The sequence below is a fragment of the Geobacillus sp. LEMMY01 genome (assembly GCF_002042905.1).
Taxonomy (GTDB): Bacteria; Bacillota; Bacilli; order Bacillales; family Anoxybacillaceae; genus Geobacillus; species Geobacillus proteiniphilus.
Window position 1 is genome coordinate 47,435 of the sequence record NZ_MVKA01000027.1, and the last position, 19,664, is coordinate 67,098.

Consider the following 19,664-nt stretch of genomic DNA (forward strand, 5'->3'; position numbering starts at 1 on the left):
AAGAAAAGACCGATCCCCGTCGCTCTCGTTCTATAAGCCTGCCTCATCATAGGCGTCAATAATTTTCGCGACGAGCGGATGGCGAACGACATCCGACTGTTCCAAAAACACAAAGGCGATGCCGCCAATGGAGGCCAAAATGCGCTTGGCGACCGAAAGCCCCGATTCGACGCCTTTCGGCAAGTCGACTTGGGAAATATCGCCGGTAATGACCATCTTCGAGCCGAAGCCGAGCCGGGTCAAAAACATTTTCATTTGCGCTGGCGTCGTATTTTGCGCCTCGTCAAGGATGACGAACGCATCCTCCAGCGTCCGGCCGCGCATGTAGGCGAGTGGGGCGATTTCAATCGTGCCGCGCTCAATCAACCGCTGCGTATACTCCGCTCCCAACACATCGTTTAAGGCATCATACAGCGGGCGCAAATACGGGTCAACCTTCTCTTTTAAGTCGCCTGGCAAAAAGCCGAGGCTTTCTCCGGCCTCAACGGCCGGACGAGTCAAAATGATGCGCTTGACGCTGCCGTTTTTTAACGCCTTGACCGCCATGACGACCGCCAAATACGTTTTTCCGGTGCCGGCTGGGCCGATGCCGAACGTCAAGTCGTACTGTTCAATTGCCGCAACATAATAGCGCTGGCCCAACGTTTTGACGCGGATCGGCTTCCCTTTGGCGTTTTTTGTAATCTCCTCGTCGTACAGCTGAACAAGGCCGTCAAGCGCTCCTTTTTTTGCAAGCTGAATGGCGTAAAGAACGTCGCGCTCGCTGACCGCCGCCCCTTTGCGAATGACGATCAATAAATGGCGAAGCAATTCATCAACGAGCTGAACTTGCTGCGGCGTGCCGGAGACGTTGACCGTTTCCCCGCGCGTCACAATCGACACGCCGAGCTCTTCCTCGATCCGCTTTAAATGGATGTCATGGACGCCAAAGAGCGCCGCCGCTTCCTGCGGGTTTCGCACATGTTGGCTGATCGTAACGAACTGCTCTGACATTCTCAATCTCCTTGGACGATGGGTTGTGGTACAGCAATATTTTCGATGACTTCGTAATGCAATTCTACCCTTACTTTACCATTCTCTTTCGCCTGATGCAAAACTTTTTCGCCGCGAATGGCCGCCTCCTCCGGCAATTTCGCCCGCAGCTCGCGGCGGGCGATCTCTTTCGCTTCCGCGAACGCTTCTTCCCACGTGTAGCGCCGCTTCACTTCTTCCGCCTCGCGGATCGTGATGCGCTCGTAATAGAGCGGCAAGTCCCATTTCCAAAAACGAAACGGCCGTTTTTCTGTCTCAACGATAGTATGGGCAAACACCGGCTTCTTCCATCCCCAAACGGGAATCAAAAGGCGCCCGATTCCGACATAATGCCGTTCGGTGAACTTGCCGGTCAACACATGAAACGTCGTCTCGAGCGGCAGGACGACCGTAGACTTGTACCACGTTTCGCCAAACACTTTCCCTGACGCCGGCACAAACTTCGTCCTCCCTTCAGCACCGATAATGCCAGAAACAAGCAGCTGGCCTTTTTGCACATAGTCGTTGACGGAAACGAGCGGTTGTCCCTCTTCAACGAACAAATCAGCGATGACCGCCTCTTTTTTTGCCACGAGATGACGCGGCGGAATCGGTTTTTTCGGCTCCGGAATCTCTTTTTCAACGACGCGGAAGTGAAGCGACGTCCCTTTCCACTCAACGCCGACCCACGTGATGTCCGGAACGCGTTCCGTCAGCTTTTTTTGCAGCGTCTCCGGGTCATCAAGCAGAAACTGAAATGCGCCGCGCTCGACTCCCATTCGCTTCAACTCGCGGGCGATTTGATGCTCCGTCTCCGGAGCCGCCCCTTTGATTTCGATCTTCCAAACGATGTTCGAAAGCAAAAACACAATCGCTATAAAAAGGAGCAAGCCGAGCCAAAACCCGCTGTTCCGCCAGGCCCGCCGCCAAAAAAACGGCAGCCCGGTTCTCCCGACAAACGAAAGTTTGCATTCGCTTTGCCGGGCGACATGGCGCAGCCGTTTCACGTCGCTGAGCTTAATGAAAAACGTCGCGGTATCCGCGCTATGCTTTTTCACGTTCCAGACGGCAATCCCTTGGCGGACGCAGGCGTTGATCAACCGTTCGATCCCTTTCCCTCTCGCTTTGACCCGCACGCTGCCGGCGAGCGTGTCGACCCATTCGTTTTTCATCTCCGTTCCTCCTCGCTATTCATCTATATAAACGACTTGGCTGATTTTTCCTTCCAACAAAATTTCTTCCGGCAAAATCGTTTTAATCACAAACTGTTCGCCGCGGACAACGAGCTGTCCGTTCCGCAGCAAAAGGCGGAGCTCTTTATCGCTGAACGCGAGCAGCCCGCGATGGTTTTCAATGTAAATATGTATGTGCCCAACCATCGTAATGCGGGGCAGATCCATCATAATGTCGGCGGGAAGTTCAAGCTGTTCCGCCATCCACCGCTTCATCTGCTGGCGCCATTTTTTCACCATCAAAAAGAACCCCCTTTCATCTCATATGTATGAGACAAAAGGGGGTTCTAGCACCGCTTTTCAAAAACAACGGGCCCGCCTGCCGGCAAGGCCCATTGCATTTATGACAGCTGTTGTTGGACAAGCTTGTTGACGAGCGAACCATCCGCTCTTCCTTTCACTTTCGGCATGATCGCGCCCATCACTTTTCCCATATCCGCTTTCGAAGAGGCGCCGACTTCCTTGATCGTCTGCTCGATCAATTCGCGCAGCTCGTCCTCTGTCAGCGGCGTTGGCATATACGATTGAACAATTTCAATTTCGGTTTTCACTTTTTCGACAAGATCTGAACGGCCAGCGTTTTCAAATTCTTGGAGGGAGTCTTTACGCTGTTTCAGTTCGCGAGAAAGAACCGTCAGCTCTTCGTCTTCCGAGAGCGGGCTTTTGCCGAGCTTGATCGCTTCGTTTTGCAGCGCCGCTTTCAGCATCCGGAGAACAGACAGTTTTTCTTTCTCCTTGTTTTTCATCGCCTGCTTCATATCGTCATTCAAACGATCGAGAAGACTCACCGATTATACACCCTCTTTAATGCATGCTCTTAGTGCTTGCGCTTTCTAGCCGCCTCAGATTTTTTCTTCCGTCTGACGCTTGGCTTTTCATAAAATTCGCGCTTTCTCACTTCTTGCAAAGTGCCCGTTTTCGAAACGGCACGCTTAAAGCGACGAAGAGCGTCGTCGATCGACTCATTTTTGCGAACGATCGTTTTGGACATCCTGCTTCCCTCCCTCCGAACAACAACCATTGCATATTGTACTTGTCAATTATAATACATGCTGACAGAAAAGGTCAATAAAAAAAGCAACGGCGTCCTGCTGGCCGCCTCTTCCCCGCGCTGAAAAAACGGTCATCACCCGCGGACAAGGCCCATACATATAGGGTGAAAGGGGAGTCGCCCATGGGGCCGTTTCTGATGCTGTTTGCCATTTACACCGCTTTGTTTCTTCTTGGCATGTTTATGATGAAAGCTGGGCTTTACACGTTGTCCGGCCATCGGTTAAAACGGTGGCTCATGCGCTTTACCGCCACGCCGCTGCAAGGATTTGCCGCCGGTTTGGCGACGACCGCTCTCCTGCAAAGCAGCTCAGCGGTGATGGTGATGACGGTCGGCCTTGTCGCCGCCGGCTACTTGTCGTTCCGCCAATCAATCGGCATCATTTTAGGCAGCAACATCGGCTCGACGGTCACGACCGAGCTGATGACGCTTGATATCGGCGATGGCGCCATCCCACTTCTTGTCAGCGGCGCGCTGCTTGTTTTTTTCGGCCGCCATCGCCTTGTTCTCGGCATCGGCATGACCGCTGTCGGCCTCGCCGCTGTGCTATTTGCCATGGACGGCTTTGGCAGCCTCGCTAAACCGCTTGCCGCCTATCCGTTCGTTGATGCATGGCTTAAAGAAACGAACCGATCCATCGCTGTCGGCCTTCTTGTCGGCATCGTCCTCACCGCTCTCGTTCATTCGAGCGCGGCAACGATCGGCATCGCCATGGGATTTTTAAACGAACAGCTGTTGACGCTGCCCGCGGCGATTGCTCTGTTGCTTGGCGCCAACATCGGTACGTGCATCACCGGGCTTTTGGCTTCGATCGGCTCCGGCAAAGAGGCCCAGCTGACCGCCTACACCCATCTATGGCTGAACGTCGTCGGCGCCGCTTTGTTCGCCTTTTGGACCGAGCCGCTCGCCAGTTTTGCCGCCAGGCTCAGCCCAGCGCCTGATGTGCAGCTCGCTCATGTGAGCGTCTTGTTCAACGTCATTTGCTCAGTGGCTGCTCTGCCATTTGTCGGCGCCATCGAAAGGGCCATTCTGTTTTTGCATGACCGAAACCGGGCTTAGTAGTCAGCGCGGCCCGTCCCGCCGGTGACGATCGCCACCCCAGAGCTTGTGCCGATGCGCGTCGCGCCGGCGTTGATCATCGCCTCAGCGGTTTTCCAGTCACGGACGCCGCCTGATGCTTTGACGCCTGCTCTGTCGCCGACCGTTTTCCGCATCAGCGCCACATCCTCCACCGTCGCACCTCCACCGGAAAACCCGGTCGACGTTTTCACATAATCAGCACCGGCTTTCACTGCGAGCTGGCAGGCGCGCACTTTTTCCTCATCGGTCAAAAGCGCCGTTTCAATGATCACTTTGACAAGCGCCCTGCCAGCCGCCGCTTCGACAACCGCACGAATGTCGCGCTCGACAAGCTCGTCTTGCCCGCTTTTTAACGCGCCGATGTTGATCACCATGTCGACTTCGCGAGCGCCGTTTTCGATGGCGTTCGTTGTTTCAAACGCCTTTGTTTCCGGCGTCGTTGCCCCAAGTGGAAAGCCGATGACCGTGCAGACGCGGACATCCGTGCCGGAAAGCTCGCGCGCCGCCGTTTTCACCCACGTTGGGTTGACGCACACGGAAGCAAAGCCGTATTGCTTTGCTTCCGTGCACAGTTGCACGATTTGTTGTTCCGTCGCTTCCGGTTTGAGCAGCGTATGATCGATCATTTTCGCGATATTCATCGTCATTCGGAGAAACCCCTTTCTGCCATTTCCGTCAAGATGGAAGGTCTGACGTCTACCATCATACCATGCTCCCTCGACAAAAACTAGCCATCCGTATTGTCTCCGAAAAAAGACAGAAAAAACCCAGCAACTAGGCTGGGTTATGAGCTCCATTTGACCGAACGGGCCATTTCATCCGGCACAACGCGGACGAACTCTCCTTCATTGTACGGATAGCCGGCTTTCGTAATCTTCACTTTGACAAGTTCACCAACCATTTCCTCGGTTGCCGGGAAGCGGACTTTCAAATAGTTGTCTGTATAGCCGACGTACAAATCCGGCCGCTCTTTATCGCGCTCTTCCGGAATGACTTCGAGCACTTGCCCTTCAAACCGGGAGGCGTACTCTTTCGCCAATTGATCGGAAAGGGCGATCAAGCGGCGGACGCGGTCATGCTTCGTTTCTTCATCGATTTGGTTCGGCATGCGCGCCGCCGGCGTGCCGGTCCGCTTCGAATAAGGAAAGACATGCAGCTCGGAAAACCGTTGTTCACGAATAAAGTTGTACGTCTCCATAAATTCGTCTTCCGTCTCGCCTGGGAAGCCGACGATGACGTCAGAAGTCACCGCCAGCTCTGGAAACACTTCGCGCAACCGGGCGAGCCGCTCCGCGTAAAATTCCACCGTATATTTGCGGCGCATCCGCTTGAGCACCGTATTCGACCCAGACTGAAGCGGAATGTGCAAATGGCGGACGATTTTCTCCGACCGCTTCAGCACGTCAATCACTTCATCGGTAATTTGGCTCGCCTCAATCGACGAAATGCGAAGCCGCTTCAGCCCCGGCACTTGCTCGTCCAAATCGCGCAACAAGGACGCAAAGTTATAGTCTTTCAGATCGGTGCCATAGCCGCCTGTATGAATGCCGGTCAGAACGATTTCTTTATAGCCGGCGGCGACGAGCTGGCGCGCCTGGCGGATGATTTCCTGCGGATCGCGCGAGCGCATTAAGCCGCGCGCCCACGGGATGATGCAAAACGTGCAGAAGTTGTTGCACCCTTCTTGGATCTTAAGCGACGCCCGCGTCCGATCCGTGAATTCCGGCACATCCATCTCCTCAAAGACGCGCGTTTTCATAATGTTGTGAACAGCGTTGATCGGCTGGCGCTCGCGCTGGAACTGCTCGATGTAATCCAAAATTTTATGCCGGTCTTGCGTGCCGATGACAATATCAACGCCCGGAATGGCCATGACCTCAGCCGGCGATGTTTGCGCATAGCAGCCGGTCACGCAGACGACGGCGTCCGGATTGCGGCGCACCGCACGACGGATGACTTGACGGCTCTTTTTATCGCCGGTGTTCGTCACCGTGCACGTGTTGATCACATACACATCCGCACGGCTTTCAAACTCTTTTCGCTCGTAGCCGGCTTTTTTAAACAGCTGCCAAATCGCTTCGGTTTCGTAATGATTGACTTTGCAGCCTAGTGTATGAAAAGCCACTGTCGGCATCTTGTTCACCTCACTCTGCCCCCCGCTTAGGGATCAGCGGGACCGAACTTTTATAAGAAACAGCCAATGTTGCTCACTAAGCGCGCTCCGCTTCGCCGCTCGGCGCGCGCAGCTCCCATTCATAAGAGGCGGCGGAAAGCAAATAGAGCGGAGCTGTTTCGGTCCGCAAAATGCGCGGCCCAAGGCTGCACGGCGAAAAGCCGTGCTGCCGAAGCTGTTCTGCTTCTTCCGGGCTGAACCCGCCTTCCGGCCCGAAGACAGCCAGCAACGCGCCGCCCGGACGGAGGCGGGAAAGAAGCGCTGGAAGCGCGGCATGCCGGGCGTTTCGCGCCTCTTTTTCGTAGGCAAACAGCCGAACATCGACCGTTTGGCCGAAGGCGAGGAGCTCGACAAACGAAAGCGGCGCCCGCACGTCCGGCACCACCGTTCGTTCAGCCTGCTCAGCCGCTTCTTTCGCGATTTTTCTCCATCGCTCGACTTTTTTCTCCGCCTTTTTCGCGTCCCATTTCACGACCGACCGGGCGGCTTCGAACGGAAGAAAGCCGGCGGCGCCGAGCTCTGTTCCTTTTTGGATGACGAGCTCCCACTTTTCGCCTTTCGGCAGCCCTTGGGCGATGTAAATGCGCACCGGCAGCTCGCTTCGCTCCTTTTTCCATTGTACAATACGGGCTTGCACATGCTCATTGGCAATTTGTTCAATTTCACACACCGCCGTGCGCCCGTCTGGAAAGACGCAAATGATCCCGTCCCCCGGCTTCATGCGCATGACGCGGGCGATATGATGGGCATCATCGCCGCTGATCGCGACGATCCCGCCTTGTTGCGCCTGGCCGGAAACGAAATAGCGCTGCACAGCCATCCCTTCTTTGCTTACGGTTTCATGGCGACAACCGCCACCCAGTCTTCCATCACGTTGATTTCCTCAATGGCAAAGCCGGCGGCAAGCAACCCGTCTTTGACGTCCTGCTTTTTCGCCTGAATGATGCCAGACGTGATGAAGCGGCCGCCTGGCTTTAACAACCGGTAGGCGTCACCGGTAAAGCGCAAAATGATTTCCGCTAAAATGTTGGCGACGATCACATCAGCCGGTTCCTCGATATGGTCGAGCAAATTGTTTTGTGAGACCGTTACGATATGCTGCACCTTATTGAGCTTCACGTTCAGCCGTGCGCTGTCGACCGCCACCGGGTCCAAATCGAGCGCCCGCACTGACCGGGCGCCAAGCATCGCCGCGGCGATGCTTAAAATGCCGGAGCCGGTGCCGACGTCAATGACATGATCGCCGGGGCGCACGTACTTTTCGAGCGCCTGCAGACACATGACCGTCGTCGGGTGCGTGCCGGTCCCAAACGCCATGCCCGGATCCATTTCGATGATCAGCTCATCACTAGACGCCGGCTCGTACGTTTCCCACGTCGGCACGATCGTAAACTTTTCGGACACTTTCACCGGGTGATAATGCTTTTTCCACGCCGTTGCCCATTCCTCTTCGTTTACTTCGCTCAATGTAATTTTATTTTTGCCAAGGTCGATATCATACAGCCATAAATTGTTAATCGCCTGCTTAATTTGTTCGACCGTTTCGCCAAGAAAACTGTTGACCGGCAAATATGCCTTAATGATCACCCCTTCTTCCGGATAGTCGTCCGGGTTGAGCTCGACGATCTCGCCGTACCAGTCGTCCCGTTCTTTGACCAAATCGTATGGGTCTTCGATGACGACGCCGCCGGCGCCCGCTTCATGCAAAATGTTCGAAATCGCCTCGACCGCCTCATGCGTCGTATGAATGCTGATTTCTGACCATTTCATCGCGCTTACGCTTCTCCTTTAAACGCCTTTTTGACTTTCTCAAAAAAACGGCCGTGCGGCCCGTCGTGCATCGTGTCTCCGCCGAGCCGATCAAACTCGCGCAACAGCTGCTTTTGTTTTTCGGTCAGCTTCGTCGGCGTCACAACGCGGACGATGACGTGCTGATCGCCTTGGCCGTAGCCGCGCACGTTCGGCACCCCTTTTCCCTTCAAGCGGAAGCGCGTGCCCGTTTGCGTGCCGGCCGGAATTTTCAGCTTCACATGGCCATGGAGCGTCGGCACTTCGATCTCATCGCCGAGCGCCGCCTGGGCGAACGACAGCGGCACTTCGCAATAAATATCGTCGCCGTCGCGTTTGAAAAACTCATGTGGTTCGACGCGGAAGATGATGTACAAATCGCCCGGCGGCCCGCCATTGACCCCTGGCTCCCCTTGGCCGGCGACGCGCAGCTGCTGGCCGTCGTCGACGCCGGCTGGAATTTTGACGTGAATTTTTTTCCGCCGTTTGACGCGTCCCGTGCCGCCGCACGTTGGGCATTTCTCCGGAATGTACCGGCCCGTGCCGCCGCAGACGGGACATGTCCGGCGGTTGACGATGCGGCCAAACGGCGTCGCCTGTTCGCTTGTCACTTGCCCGCTGCCGTGGCAATGCGGACAAGACGTCGGGCTTGTGCCCGGTTTCGCTCCGCTGCCTTGGCACGTGTCGCACGTCTCTTCCCGCGGAATTTCAATTTCCGTTTCTTTTCCGAACGCCGCTTCTTCAAACGTAAGCGTCATCATATACTCGACATCCGCGCCTTTGCGCGGACCGCTCGCCCGTCGACGCGGACCGGCGCCGAAAAACGTTTCAAAAATATCTTCAAAACCGCCAAAGCCGCTAAAGCCGCCGAAATCAAACCCTCCGCCTTGGAATCCGCCGCCGTCAAACGTTTCGTTCGGGTCGGCATGGCCGAAGCGGTCGTAGCGGGCCCGCTTTTCATCATCGCTTAACACTTCGTATGCCTCTTTAATTTCCTTAAACTTCTCCGCGGCGTCCGGGGCTTTGTTCACATCTGGATGATACTGCTTCGAAAGCTTTCGATACGCTTTTTTGATCTCGTCTTTCGTCGCGTTTTTGCTGACGCCGAGAATCTCGTAATAATCGCGCTTCGCCATCGTTGATCATCCACTCCCGATTCACTCACATAAATTTGATTTTATCATTTCCCTCTGCGGCAAGGCAATATGTCAATGCTAGAAAAAAAGTCAAAGCCAAGGCAGGCCTGACTTTGACTTTCGGTTGCATTATTTATCGTCGTTCACTTCTTCAAACTCGGCGTCCACCACGTTGTCTTTATTATTGGCAGCGCCGCCTTGCGATCCTGCGCTTTGCGCCTGTTTCGCCGCTTGTTCATACAGCTTGATCGACAGCTGCTGCACCGCTTCTTGCAGCGCGTCTTTTTTCTTGCGGATGTCCTCGAGGTCGTTTTTCTCGAGCGCCGCTTTCAACGCGTCTTTCGCCTCTTGCGCCTTCTTGATGTCATCGGCGCTGACTTTTCCTTCGACCTCTTTGATCGTTTTTTCAGTCATGAAAATGAGCTGGTCGGCTTCGTTGCGCAACTCGGCGGCTTCTTTCCGCTTCCGGTCGGCTTCGGCATTTTCTTCCGCCTCTTTAATCATGCGCTGAATTTCTTCTTCCGACAGGCCGGACGACGATTTGATCGTAATCGACTGCTCTTTGTTCGTTCCTAAATCTTTGGCGCGCACGTGAACGATGCCGTTGGCGTCAATATCAAACGTCACTTCAATCTGCGGCACGCCGCGCGGCGCCGGCGGAATGCCGGTCAGCTGGAAGCGGCCGAGCGATTTGTTGTCCGCCGCCATCGGGCGCTCTCCTTGCAAGACGTGAATGTCGACCGTCGTTTGATTGTCAGCCGCCGTTGTGAACACTTGCGATTTGCTTGTCGGGATCGTCGTGTTCCGTTCGATCAGTTTCGTAAATACGCCGCCCATCGTTTCAATGCCAAGCGAAAGCGGGGTCACGTCAAGCAGGACGACATCTTTCACTTCGCCGGCGATCACCCCGCCCTGGATCGCCGCACCGATGGCAACGACTTCGTCCGGGTTGACACCTTTGTGCGGCTCTTTGCCAAGCTCGCGCTTGATCGCTTCTTGGACAGCTGGAATGCGCGTCGAACCGCCGACCAAAATGACTTTATCAATATTCGCTGGCGTCAAGCCGGCGTCTTGAAGCGCCTGGCGGACCGGCCCCATCGTCCGCTCGACGAGATGAGCGGACAGCTCTTCAAATTTCGCTCTTGTCAACGTCATTTCCAAATGGAGCGGACCGTTTTCATTGGCGCTGATAAACGGAAGCGAAATTTGCGTCTGCGTGACGCCGGACAGCTCTTTTTTCGCTTTTTCCGCCGCATCTTTCAAGCGTTGGAGCGCCATTTTGTCTTTCGACAAATCGATGCCGTGCTCTTGCTTGAACTGATTGACCAAATAATCGATGATCACTTGGTCGAAGTCGTCGCCGCCCAAATGGTTGTCGCCGGCCGTCGCCTTCACTTCAAACACGCCGTCGCCAAGCTCCAAAATCGAGACGTCAAACGTCCCGCCGCCTAAGTCATAGACGAGAATCGTTTGGTCTTCTTCTTTATCAAGGCCGTAAGCAAGCGCCGCGGCCGTCGGCTCGTTGATGATGCGCTCGACTTCGAGGCCGGCGATGCGGCCGGCGTCTTTCGTCGCTTGGCGCTGGGCGTCGTTGAAATACGCCGGCACCGTGATGACCGCACGCGTCACCGGCTCGCCCAAATAGTCTTCGGCGTACGACTTCAAGTATTGCAAAATGATCGCCGAAATTTCTTGCGGCGTATATTGCTTCCCTTCGATTTCGACTTTGTAATCCGTCCCCATATGGCGCTTGATCGAGATGATCGTGTTCGGGTTCGTGATCGCTTGCCGTTTGGCGACTTCGCCGACTAGGCGTTCGCCGTTTTTAAACGCGACGACCGACGGGGTCGTGCGGTTTCCTTCCGGATTCGGAATGACTTTCACTTCGCCGCCTTCTAACACGGCGACGCAGGAATTCGTCGTTCCTAAGTCGATGCCGATAATTTTGCTCATCGCTTATCACCCTCCGTTTCCGTTTATTGGCTTACTTTGACCATGGCGGGCCGCAGCACGCGGTCTTTCAGCTTATAACCTTTTTGCAGCTCCTCAACAACCGTGTTCGGCTCATAGCCTTCCGCTTCCGCCTGCATGACGGCTTGGTGCAAATAAGGGTCAAACGGCTTCCCGACCGCCTCGATCGCCTCGACGCCTTCTTTCTTCAAGGCATCAACAAGCGACCGGTACACCATTTCCATCCCTTGCAAAATCGATTTCGCCTGTTCGTTGTCCGTCTCTATTTTCAATGCGCGTTCAAAGTTGTCAAGCACCGGAAGCAAATCGCTCGCCAAGCTTTGGGCGCGGTATTTTTCAGCCGCTTCCATCTCCTGGCGCGTCCGGCGGCGGAAGTTTTCAAAATCGGCGTACAGGCGGAGATACCGGTGTTCCATCTCTGAAAGCTTCGCTTCCAATTCGGCGATCTGCGCCTTGGCCGCCGCCAACTCCTCGGCCGTTGGCGCTTTTTCCGCCAGCTCCGCCGCTTCCTCCCCACCGGCCTCTTCAAGCGGAACGCCGCCTGATTCCCCCTCGGACTGCGGGGCGGCTTCTTCCTCGATCGGTTGCTCCCGCTCCGGCTCATCGTATGTAGCTTGTTCCATCACTTGTTTTTCTCCTTGTTCCATCGCTTTCACCTCCCTGCCGGGGCTCTTCCCTTTTATGTATCAATGGCCACAAGGAAAGGATGGATGCGCGATCCATCCGTTACCCAATATGGCCATTCTTATTGACTTTGATACCATTTCGTCAACGCGGCCGACAAATCGGAAGCGACGCGGTTTAAGACAGTGATGACGCGCGAGTATTCCATGCGCGTTGGACCAAGAATCGCGATCGCCCCGAGCGGCTCATCGCCGACCGAATACGTCGCTGTAATCAAGCTGCAGTTTTCCATGCCGCGCAGTTCGTTTTCATGCCCGATCGAAACCCGCACTCCTTTTTGGTTTTGCTTGCGGAGCAGGCGATAAATGTCTTTTTCCTGCTCAATGATGTTTAGAAGTGGGCGCACTTTTTGGATGTCACTGAACTCCGGCTGGTTGAGCATATTCGCCTTGCCGGCGAAAAACACTTTTTCTTCTTCAGGGGCATCGAGCGTCTCAATGAGCGTATTAAGCACGCTGTCGTAGTTGCGGATGTGCCGGCGCAATACGTCGGCCACTTCCGTCTCCATTTTTTCTTTCAAATCAATGAGCGGAACGCCGTTCAACCGCTCGTTGAAAATGTTGACCATTTTTTCAAGGTCGCCGGCGTCCATCGATGACGGGATCGTCACGACCCGGTTTTCGACATGGCCGGTGTCCGTCACGACGATGGCGACGGCTGTCTGTTCGTTGAGCGGAACGATTTGCATCCGCTTCAGCTTGCTTTCTTTAAACGCTGGCCCGAGCGCGATGGATGTATAGTTCGTCAGCTCGGATAAAATTTGCGCCGACTTTTGCATCAATTTTTCCAGCTCATAGATGCGCTCGGCAAACACGGAGCGGATTTTTTGAATGTCCGCCCTTGTCAGCCGCTGCGGCGGCAGCAAATGGTCGACGTAGTAGCGGTATCCTTTTTCCGACGGCACGCGGCCGGAAGAAATGTGCGTTTTTTCAATATAGCCGAGCTCCTCCAAATCCGCCATCTCATTGCGGATCGTCGCCGAGCTGAACGCGATTTGATGCTTTTTCGATAACGTCCGCGAACCGACCGGCTGCCCAGAACGAATGAAATCGTCGATAATCACCTGCAAAATCAGCAGTTGGCGGTCCGTTAGCACGTGTCTCACCTCTGTTAGCACTCGAACAATTCGAGTGCTAAATCTACTATTAGGGTAGCAAATCGCCCGGCAAATGTCAATGTTTACATTCCGCCGAGGAACGCGGCGAACACTTCATTGCCGAGCAGCTTGCCCCGTTTTGTCAAGCGGATGTGGGTCGCCGTTTCCTCGAGGCGTCCGTTTTCGATTTCCCGGCGGATCGCCTCGCCAAATATGTCGTGGAGGTCGCGGCCGAACTTTTGCCGGAAGCAGGCTTTGGACACCCCTTCCGTTTTGCGCAGCCCTAAAAACATTTCCTCTTCCATTTGCTCGCGGGCGGTCAAGCGGTGTACGTCTCGGTGCGGCCATTCGCCGCGTTCGATCGCGCTGATGTAATGCCGGATGGGACCGATATTAGCCCGACGCACTCCGTCGATATAGCTGTGCGCCCCAGCGCCGATGCCGTAGTACTCCTCGTTGTTCCAGTACGTCAAGTTGTGCCGGCTTTCAAATCCCGACAAAGCATAGTTGCTGATTTCATATTGCCAGTAGCCGCAGGCTGCCGTCTGCTCCATCGCCGCTTCGTACATCGCTGCTTCCGCTTCTTCGCCCGGAAGGCGGAGGCGACCCTTCCGCCATTCGTTGTAAAAGATCGTTTTCGGCTCAAGGATCAGCGAATAGGCGGAAAGATGCGGCACATGAAGCGAAAACGCCGCTTCCAAATCGGCCGTAAACTGCTCAAGCGTCTGCCCCGGCAAACCGTACATTAAATCAATGCTGATGTTCTGAAACCCGACTTCTCTGGCCAACGCTACAGCCCGTATGACGTCGCCTCGCCGGTGCGTGCGGCCGATCGTTTGCAGAAGCTGATCGTCAAATGTCTGCACCCCGAGGCTCAGCCGATTCACTCCGGCATCGCGCAAAATAGCGAGCTTTTCTTTCGTCAAGCCGTCCGGGTTGGCTTCGACGGTAAATTCGGCCGTTTGCGGGTCAAACTGAAAATGGCGGCGGATGCTCTCAAGCAAACGGCCGAGCTGCGCCGGCCCAAGCACCGTCGGCGTGCCGCCGCCGATAAAAAGCGTCTTGAGCTGGCTGCCAAATTCCGCCGCCGTCCACGCCATTTCTTTGTCCATCGCCCGCAAATAGTCGTCAATCGGCTGGCCGGCGGCGAATACTTTGTTAAAATCGCAATAATGGCAAATATGGGCGCAAAATGGAATATGAAAATACGCTGAAACGGCCATCGGTCCTCCTCCTTTCAGCCGGCCGGCGCCGCAGGAAACAAACAAGGCTATCCCCAACGGAGACAGCCTTGCTCGTTATTTTTTCTGGTCGTCGATTTTCAAGACGGCCATAAACGCTTCTTGCGGCACTTCGACCGACCCGATTTGTTTCATCCGCTTCTTTCCTTCTTTTTGCTTCTCAAGCAGCTTCCGCTTCCGCGACACGTCGCCGCCGTAACATTTTGCGAGCACGTTTTTGCGCAACGCTTTGATTGTCGAACGGGCGATGACCTTGTTGCCGATCGCCGCCTGCACCGGCACTTCAAATTGCTGGCGCGGAATCAAATCTTTCAGCTTTTCAACGATCGCTTTGCCGCGCTCGTACGCAGAGTCGCGATGGACGATAAACGATAAGGCATCAATTTTTTCACCGTTTAGCAAAATATCCATCTTGACGAGATTGGACGGCCGGTAGCCGATCAATTCGTAGTCGAATGACGCGTACCCTTTCGTGTTCGACTTTAAAGCGTCGAAAAAGTCGTAGACGATTTCGGAGAGCGGAATATCGTAAATGAGCATGACGCGCTTTTCATCCAAATATTGCATATCGACAAACGTGCCGCGCTTTCCTTGACACAGCTCCATCACCGGACCGACATAGTCGTTTGGCACCATGATCGTCGCTTTCACATACGGCTCTTCAATTCGGTCGATTTTTTGCGGGTCGGGCATGTTCGTCGGGTTGTCGACGTCAACTTCCGTTCCATCGGTCAAATGCACCTTGTAAACGACGCTCGGCGCGGTCGTGATCAAATCGATATGAAATTCGCGCTCGAGCCGCTCTTGGATGATTTCCATATGAAGCAAGCCGAGAAATCCACAGCGGAAGCCGAACCCAAGCGCCTGCGACGTTTCCGGCTCAAAGTGGAGCGCCGCATCGTTCAATTGCAGCTTCTCGAGCGCCTCGCGCAAATCGTTGTAGCGCGCCGTATCGATCGGATACATGCCGCAAAACACCATCGGATTGAGCTTCCGATAGCCCGGGAGCGGCTCAGCTGCCGGCCGTTCGGCATCGGTGATCGTATCGCCGACGCGCGTATCTTTCACGTTTTTAATCGAGGCGGTCAAATAGCCGACATCACCGACCGTCAATTCGTCGACAACTTTTTGCTTCGGCGTGAACACGCCGACTTCCGTCACTTCAAACTCTTTGCCGGTCGACATCATTTTAATGCGCTGCCCTGGCTTCACCGTTCCGTCGACGACGCGGACATAGGCGACGACGCCGCGGTACGGGTCATAAAGGGAATCAAAAATGAGCGCCTTCAGCGGCGCATCCGGATCACCCGAGGGAGCCGGAATTTTTTCGACGATTTTTTCCAAAATTTCTTCGATGCCGATGCCGACTTTAGCCGAAGCAAGCACCGCGTCAGAGGCGTCCAAACCGATGACATCCTCAATTTCTTGACGCACCCGCTCCGGTTCGGCGCTTGGCAAATCGATTTTGTTAATGACTGGCAAAATTTCTAAATTGTTGTCGATCGCCAAATACACGTTGGCGAGCGTCTGCGCTTCAATGCCTTGCGCCGCATCGACGACCAAAATCGCCCCTTCGCAAGCGGCCAAGCTGCGCGACACTTCGTACGTAAAGTCGACGTGGCCCGGCGTGTCGATCAAATGGAAAATATACTCTTCGCCATTTTTCGCTTTATATGTCAACTGAACCGCATTCAATTTAATCGTGATGCCGCGCTCGCGCTCAAGCTCCATCGTATCGAGCGTCTGCTCGCGCAATTCACGCTCCGACAGCGCCCCCGTTTTTTCCAAAATGCGGTCCGCCAGCGTCGATTTTCCGTGGTCAATGTGAGCAATAATCGAAAAATTGCGGATCCGTTCCTGCCGTTTCAACCGTTCTTCCCGGTTCATCGTCTCTCACTCCTGCTTCTTCGCAAAACTACACTAGCTTTGATTATAGCAACAGCGCGAAGAAGATTCAATGATGAACGAAAAGCCAAGCCGCCGTTCGGGCTTTCCGGAAAGACGCGAAACGGCCAGAGCCGCGCCAAGAAAACAACCGACAATATGGAAAGTGCAGCACTTTGTGCTCCAGCCGGCGGACGGCGTCCAAAAGAAAAAGCCGCCATTGTGACGGCACGTCCCTGTTTCGTCCGCACATGATCGGGCTAGTCCAACGCCCGGCCGACGAGCGAAAACAGCATTTCCATGAGCGCGGTGACGGCATCGGCAAAAAGTTGGCCGAGCCTAGAGAACAAGTTGAACGTTTTCAGCTCGTGAATCGTTTCTTGCTTTTCTCCTAAATCTCCAGCAACGACCGGCCGGCCGAACACCGCCGCTTCCACCTCACCATTTTCCCTTTTTTTCATATCGATGACGGACGGAAACGACGGATCGGCATAGCCGCGCATCCGTTCAATGCCGCGATGCGCCTCTTGCATGCCAAACAACACACCGAAAAAAAGAAGAAAGATCGCTAGAGTAAAGCGGATGAACCATCTTGCCATAGTGACGCTCCTTTACTTTTTCTCCGCCGGAGCCGGCGCTTCGACTTTTTCCGCCTGCCAATAATAGTCGCTGAACACCTCAGCGAGCGCCGACACGGACCGGAACAGCTCAGTAAACGTATTGTCGACACCGCCGACTTCAATTAAAATCGCGTTTTCCGATAAATCTTGATTAAACTTGCCGTTCGTCCCGGCTCCTTTTTTCTCGATCACCCCGCGGCTCAGCCCTGGATATTTCTTTTGCAGCAACTGATGCAACGCGGTAGCCAGCTGCAAGTTTTTCTCGTATGTCGCGTTTTCTCCGCCAATAATGAATGCGACACGCGCATAGTCAACGCCGTTGATCGTAACGGTCGTATATTTTCGCCGCCGCGAATCGCGATGGATATCGATGAAATAGTGCAAGTCACGGTTTTGCTTCATTGCCGCAACCACTGTTTGCCGGGACATATCATACGATTGGGAGTATTTCATCCCTTTCTTTAACAATTCGCTGACAATGTCGATTTTGCTCACTTCAGCCCCGATGCCGCGCTTTTCCAGTTCTTCCGCTAACTTTTCCCCCACTTTTGTTATGTTGACCGTCGGATGAAACGCCAAATCCGGGTCGGCCACCCCTTTGAGCGCTGGCAAAAACGACTCATGCGTATGGGTATTGTAAATGTAGACCACTTTTTTTCCTCCCGTCGTCTGCGATGGCGGGGGAACCGGTTTTTCATCTTCGCTCTTGTTTGCTTGTTCGAGCTCCTCCACCGAGGCTTGCCGCTCAGCAAGCATCACCCTAAGCGGCGGCGCTGATTCGTATGGCATGTTCGTATAATCCGTTCCTTCACCAGCGATGAGAATTTTGCTGTCATAAAGGGCAAAGCCCGGCAGCTCGCTGCCAAGCAGGCTGCGCGGGTCATCGGGATTGATGCTCGTCGCCAGGCGGAACAATAGCGATGAGTAATTCGTCTGCCGCCGATCTTTCGGCAGCAGCTGCGCAAAATATCGATTTTCCAAGGCGAACAGACGAATGAACGTCTCTTCCGGAAAATGGGCCGCCATATCGTTCAGCGATGATGACGACGGACGGTATTCCGGCCGCAGCGATGTGAGCGCTCCGACAAGCATAAACATCATCATGCAACCAAGAATGATGAGCATCAACAGTTTCTTTAGACTAGCTCCTGGAATCGCGATCATGACGTTTGGGGAGCGCCATCGTTTCATATTCCCACCCTTTCCCGGCTTGTCTCCTCAGTTTAACGTATGGCCAAGCGGGAAAAGATAGAACCGTTTTTTTGTCTAATGGGTGTAGGAGCCAACATTGCCTTGATCGACTTGCCGATGCAGCGCCGCATTCAAACCGCCGGCTAATAAGTTGGCCATATCGCCGATAAACGAATCGATTTCTTTCGGGGTCACCATCAAATTATGCCCAAGCGGCGCGAGCACTTCATAGATGAGGCGCCGCTTTTCTTCATCGCCAAGCGTGCCGACCATGCCAAGAAACGTCGACCGTTCTTGCGGCGACGGCATGTCTTGTTCCGTCAATTTTCGTTTGCGCCCAAACGTCCAGCCCGCCGGAGCGAGCGCGCTTGATGGCCGTTTCCCTTCGCGCATTTCGCGGCCGAAGTGCTTCAAAATGAAATCGATCGTGTCGCTCGTGATCGAAACGGCGTCGACGACCGTCGGAACGCCGATCGAAATGACCGGAATGCCAAGCGTTTCATAGCTTAACTCTTTCCGCTTGTTGCCGACCCCGGAGCCGGGATGGATGCCGGTGTCAGAAATTTGAATCGTCGCGTTGACCCGTTCGATCGAGCGGGCGGCCAAGGCGTCAATCACAATGACAAAATCCGGCTTTGTTTTCCGGACGACGCCGTCGATAATGTCGCTCGTTTCAATCCCGGTCGTCCCCATCACCCCCGGAGCGAGGGCGCTCACCGGCCGGAAGCCTTCCTCGACGCTTTCCGGCTGCAGCTGGAACAAATGACGGGTGACAAGCACGTTTTCCACCGTGAGCGGCCCGAGCGCGTCCGGAGTGACGTTTTGGTTGCCAAGCCCGACGATCAAGCAGCTCGCTTGATCGGGAATGCGGAGCCGCTTGAAAAAGGCGCTGAGCTGCTCGGAAAAAATGCGCTGCACTTTTTGCTGCAGCTCGGTGTTTTGTTCGCGGATGCCTTGCGCTTCAATCGTCACGTAGTGGCCCGGCTTTTTGCCGATCGAGGCCGCTCCTTGTTCCGTGACATGCACATGCGACAGCTTGACGCCGTCGATCTCCTCGTCACGGATCATGACTCCCTCAATCGGCGCGGCGCTTTCTTGTTTTTGCTGCAAACGCTCCTCGAGTGCGATCTCATGCGCTTCGATCGCTAAATCCGTGCGCACCGAGTACTGGCGTAAATCGAGCGGCTGTTCCATGTCGTTTCTCCCCATTTCTGCCGTTTTCTTTTATTGTCGCCGCAATCGGGCCCGGTCATTCATGTTTCGTAAAGGATTTTCGCTTGGTGTGAGTAAAATATTTGTGGGTGACATTCCGAAATGATCCCCGACGAGGGTTGCGAACTTTTGTTCGCGACGCTCGTCGGGGCCACCAAGCGAAGCGCGGTAGAAAAAAGCAAATGTCATGCAAAAAGGACTCTCTCCCTGCTATGATGGTGATGACCAACATCCATAAAACAGGAGGGAGAGAGTCCATGAAACATCTTACCACAGAATGGCCTTTATTAAAAG

The 19,664-nt window shown here is 54.6% G+C and carries 20 protein-coding genes; 2 read left to right on the forward strand and 18 right to left on the reverse strand.

Translation table 11 applies throughout. The features are described 5' to 3' along the window. Window positions 1-30 precede the first annotated feature (30 nt). The 5 genes from B1A75_RS13320 to rpsU form a co-directional block, all read right to left on the reverse strand. Window positions 31-993: a PhoH family protein gene (locus B1A75_RS13320; protein WP_011231973.1), complete on the reverse strand. Its 963-nt coding sequence runs from the start codon at window positions 991-993 to the stop codon at window positions 31-33. Between the two features lie 2 nt (window positions 994-995). After that, complete coding sequence (gene yqfD, locus B1A75_RS13325; protein ID WP_074044266.1) at window positions 996-2,183, reverse strand: sporulation protein YqfD; 1,188 nt, start codon at window positions 2,181-2,183, stop codon at window positions 996-998. Window positions 2,184-2,198: 15 nt separating this feature from the next. Then, the gene (gene yqfC / locus B1A75_RS13330) at window positions 2,199-2,483 is read right to left on the reverse strand and encodes a sporulation protein YqfC (RefSeq protein ID WP_074044267.1); all 285 of its coding nucleotides are present in this window, start codon (window positions 2,481-2,483) and stop codon (window positions 2,199-2,201) included. A 101-nt stretch (window positions 2,484-2,584) separates the two neighbouring features. After that, on the reverse strand, window positions 2,585-3,031 hold the full coding sequence (locus B1A75_RS13335; protein WP_011231976.1) for a GatB/YqeY domain-containing protein: 447 nt from the start codon (window positions 3,029-3,031) through the stop codon (window positions 2,585-2,587). A 29-nt stretch (window positions 3,032-3,060) separates the two neighbouring features. Then, entirely contained in the window at window positions 3,061-3,234 is a 174-nt protein-coding gene (gene rpsU / locus B1A75_RS13340; RefSeq protein ID WP_008879912.1) for a 30S ribosomal protein S21, read from the reverse strand. Window positions 3,235-3,417: 183 nt separating this feature from the next. On the opposite strand from rpsU, the gene B1A75_RS13345 reads away from it, so the two are divergent. After that, a complete protein-coding gene (locus B1A75_RS13345) occupies window positions 3,418-4,353 on the forward strand; it encodes a Na/Pi symporter (RefSeq protein ID WP_074044268.1) in 936 nt (311 codons plus the stop codon). Here the strand turns inward: B1A75_RS13345 and deoC are convergent. The 10 genes from deoC to lepA all read right to left on the reverse strand — a co-directional run bounded on the left by deoC (window position 4,350) and on the right by lepA (window position 16,350). Further along, window positions 4,350-5,021, reverse strand: coding sequence for a deoxyribose-phosphate aldolase (deoC, locus tag B1A75_RS13350; protein ID WP_074044269.1), 672 nt, complete (start codon window positions 5,019-5,021; stop codon window positions 4,350-4,352). The genes B1A75_RS13345 and deoC overlap by 4 nt on opposite strands. 137 nt (window positions 5,022-5,158) lie before the next feature. Beyond that, the gene (gene mtaB, locus B1A75_RS13355) at window positions 5,159-6,508 is read right to left on the reverse strand and encodes a tRNA (N(6)-L-threonylcarbamoyladenosine(37)-C(2))-methylthiotransferase MtaB (protein WP_011231979.1); all 1,350 of its coding nucleotides are present in this window, start codon (window positions 6,506-6,508) and stop codon (window positions 5,159-5,161) included. 76 nt (window positions 6,509-6,584) lie between these two features. Further along, window positions 6,585-7,361 (reverse strand): 16S rRNA (uracil(1498)-N(3))-methyltransferase, encoded by a 777-nt coding sequence (locus B1A75_RS13360; protein WP_074044270.1) that lies wholly within the window; start codon window positions 7,359-7,361, stop codon window positions 6,585-6,587. A 17-nt stretch (window positions 7,362-7,378) separates the two neighbouring features. Continuing rightward, complete coding sequence (prmA, locus tag B1A75_RS13365) at window positions 7,379-8,317, reverse strand: 50S ribosomal protein L11 methyltransferase (RefSeq protein ID WP_013144703.1); 939 nt, start codon at window positions 8,315-8,317, stop codon at window positions 7,379-7,381. A gap of 5 nt (window positions 8,318-8,322) precedes the next feature. Continuing rightward, complete coding sequence (gene dnaJ / locus B1A75_RS13370) at window positions 8,323-9,471, reverse strand: molecular chaperone DnaJ (RefSeq protein ID WP_074044271.1); 1,149 nt, start codon at window positions 9,469-9,471, stop codon at window positions 8,323-8,325. Between the two features lie 129 nt (window positions 9,472-9,600). Further along, complete coding sequence (gene dnaK / locus B1A75_RS13375) at window positions 9,601-11,424, reverse strand: molecular chaperone DnaK (protein WP_074044272.1); 1,824 nt, start codon at window positions 11,422-11,424, stop codon at window positions 9,601-9,603. Between the two features lie 23 nt (window positions 11,425-11,447). Further along, entirely contained in the window at window positions 11,448-12,089 is a 642-nt protein-coding gene (gene grpE / locus B1A75_RS13380; protein ID WP_074044273.1) for a nucleotide exchange factor GrpE, read from the reverse strand. Between the two features lie 98 nt (window positions 12,090-12,187). Beyond that, window positions 12,188-13,222: a heat-inducible transcriptional repressor HrcA gene (gene hrcA / locus B1A75_RS13385; protein WP_074044274.1), complete on the reverse strand. Its 1,035-nt coding sequence runs from the start codon at window positions 13,220-13,222 to the stop codon at window positions 12,188-12,190. Window positions 13,223-13,305: 83 nt separating this feature from the next. Continuing rightward, the gene (gene hemW / locus B1A75_RS13390) at window positions 13,306-14,445 is read right to left on the reverse strand and encodes a radical SAM family heme chaperone HemW (protein ID WP_074044275.1); all 1,140 of its coding nucleotides are present in this window, start codon (window positions 14,443-14,445) and stop codon (window positions 13,306-13,308) included. Between the two features lie 75 nt (window positions 14,446-14,520). Further along, window positions 14,521-16,350 (reverse strand): translation elongation factor 4, encoded by a 1,830-nt coding sequence (lepA, locus tag B1A75_RS13395; RefSeq protein WP_011231987.1) that lies wholly within the window; start codon window positions 16,348-16,350, stop codon window positions 14,521-14,523. A gap of 73 nt (window positions 16,351-16,423) precedes the next feature. Here lepA and B1A75_RS13400 point away from each other — a divergent pair, with 73 nt between their 5' ends. Next, window positions 16,424-16,573 carry a hypothetical protein gene (locus tag B1A75_RS13400; protein WP_161496658.1) on the forward strand — a complete coding sequence of 50 codons (150 nt, stop codon included), beginning with the start codon at window positions 16,424-16,426 and terminating at the stop codon, window positions 16,571-16,573. A 34-nt stretch (window positions 16,574-16,607) separates the two neighbouring features. Here B1A75_RS13400 and B1A75_RS13405 read toward each other — a convergent pair whose 3' ends face one another. The 3 genes from B1A75_RS13405 to gpr form a co-directional block, all read right to left on the reverse strand. Further along, entirely contained in the window at window positions 16,608-16,946 is a 339-nt protein-coding gene (locus B1A75_RS13405) for a YqxA family protein (RefSeq protein WP_074044277.1), read from the reverse strand. Between the two features lie 12 nt (window positions 16,947-16,958). Continuing rightward, on the reverse strand, window positions 16,959-18,158 hold the full coding sequence (gene spoIIP / locus B1A75_RS13410; RefSeq protein ID WP_074044278.1) for a stage II sporulation protein P: 1,200 nt from the start codon (window positions 18,156-18,158) through the stop codon (window positions 16,959-16,961). A gap of 75 nt (window positions 18,159-18,233) precedes the next feature. Continuing rightward, window positions 18,234-19,352: a GPR endopeptidase gene (gpr, locus tag B1A75_RS13415; RefSeq protein WP_074044279.1), complete on the reverse strand. Its 1,119-nt coding sequence runs from the start codon at window positions 19,350-19,352 to the stop codon at window positions 18,234-18,236. Window positions 19,353-19,664: the final 312 nt, after the last annotated feature.

Bases quoted from the DNA above. Each gene is read 5' to 3' on its own strand.
- B1A75_RS13405 (WP_074044277.1), bottom strand. From the start codon at position 16,946: ATGGCAAGATGGTTCATCCGCTTTACTCTAGCGATCTTTCTTCTTTTT.
- hemW (WP_074044275.1), bottom strand. From the start codon at position 14,445: ATGGCCGTTTCAGCGTATTTTCATATTCCATTTTGCGCCCATATTTGC.
- B1A75_RS13345 (WP_074044268.1), top strand. From the start codon at position 3,418: ATGGGGCCGTTTCTGATGCTGTTTGCCATTTACACCGCTTTGTTTCTT.
- spoIIP (WP_074044278.1), bottom strand. From the start codon at position 18,158: ATGAAACGATGGCGCTCCCCAAACGTCATGATCGCGATTCCAGGAGCT.
- B1A75_RS13320 (WP_011231973.1), bottom strand. From the start codon at position 993: ATGTCAGAGCAGTTCGTTACGATCAGCCAACATGTGCGAAACCCGCAG.
- lepA (WP_011231987.1), bottom strand. From the start codon at position 16,350: ATGAACCGGGAAGAACGGTTGAAACGGCAGGAACGGATCCGCAATTTT.
- mtaB (WP_011231979.1), bottom strand. From the start codon at position 6,508: ATGCCGACAGTGGCTTTTCATACACTAGGCTGCAAAGTCAATCATTAC.
- B1A75_RS13400 (WP_161496658.1), top strand. From the start codon at position 16,424: ATGAACGAAAAGCCAAGCCGCCGTTCGGGCTTTCCGGAAAGACGCGAA.
- gpr (WP_074044279.1), bottom strand. From the start codon at position 19,352: ATGGAACAGCCGCTCGATTTACGCCAGTACTCGGTGCGCACGGATTTA.
- dnaJ (WP_074044271.1), bottom strand. From the start codon at position 9,471: ATGGCGAAGCGCGATTATTACGAGATTCTCGGCGTCAGCAAAAACGCG.
- prmA (WP_013144703.1), bottom strand. From the start codon at position 8,317: ATGAAATGGTCAGAAATCAGCATTCATACGACGCATGAGGCGGTCGAG.
- yqfC (WP_074044267.1), bottom strand. From the start codon at position 2,483: ATGGTGAAAAAATGGCGCCAGCAGATGAAGCGGTGGATGGCGGAACAG.
- rpsU (WP_008879912.1), bottom strand. From the start codon at position 3,234: ATGTCCAAAACGATCGTTCGCAAAAATGAGTCGATCGACGACGCTCTT.
- grpE (WP_074044273.1), bottom strand. From the start codon at position 12,089: ATGGAACAAGGAGAAAAACAAGTGATGGAACAAGCTACATACGATGAG.
- yqfD (WP_074044266.1), bottom strand. From the start codon at position 2,183: ATGAAAAACGAATGGGTCGACACGCTCGCCGGCAGCGTGCGGGTCAAA.
- deoC (WP_074044269.1), bottom strand. From the start codon at position 5,021: ATGACGATGAATATCGCGAAAATGATCGATCATACGCTGCTCAAACCG.
- dnaK (WP_074044272.1), bottom strand. From the start codon at position 11,424: ATGAGCAAAATTATCGGCATCGACTTAGGAACGACGAATTCCTGCGTC.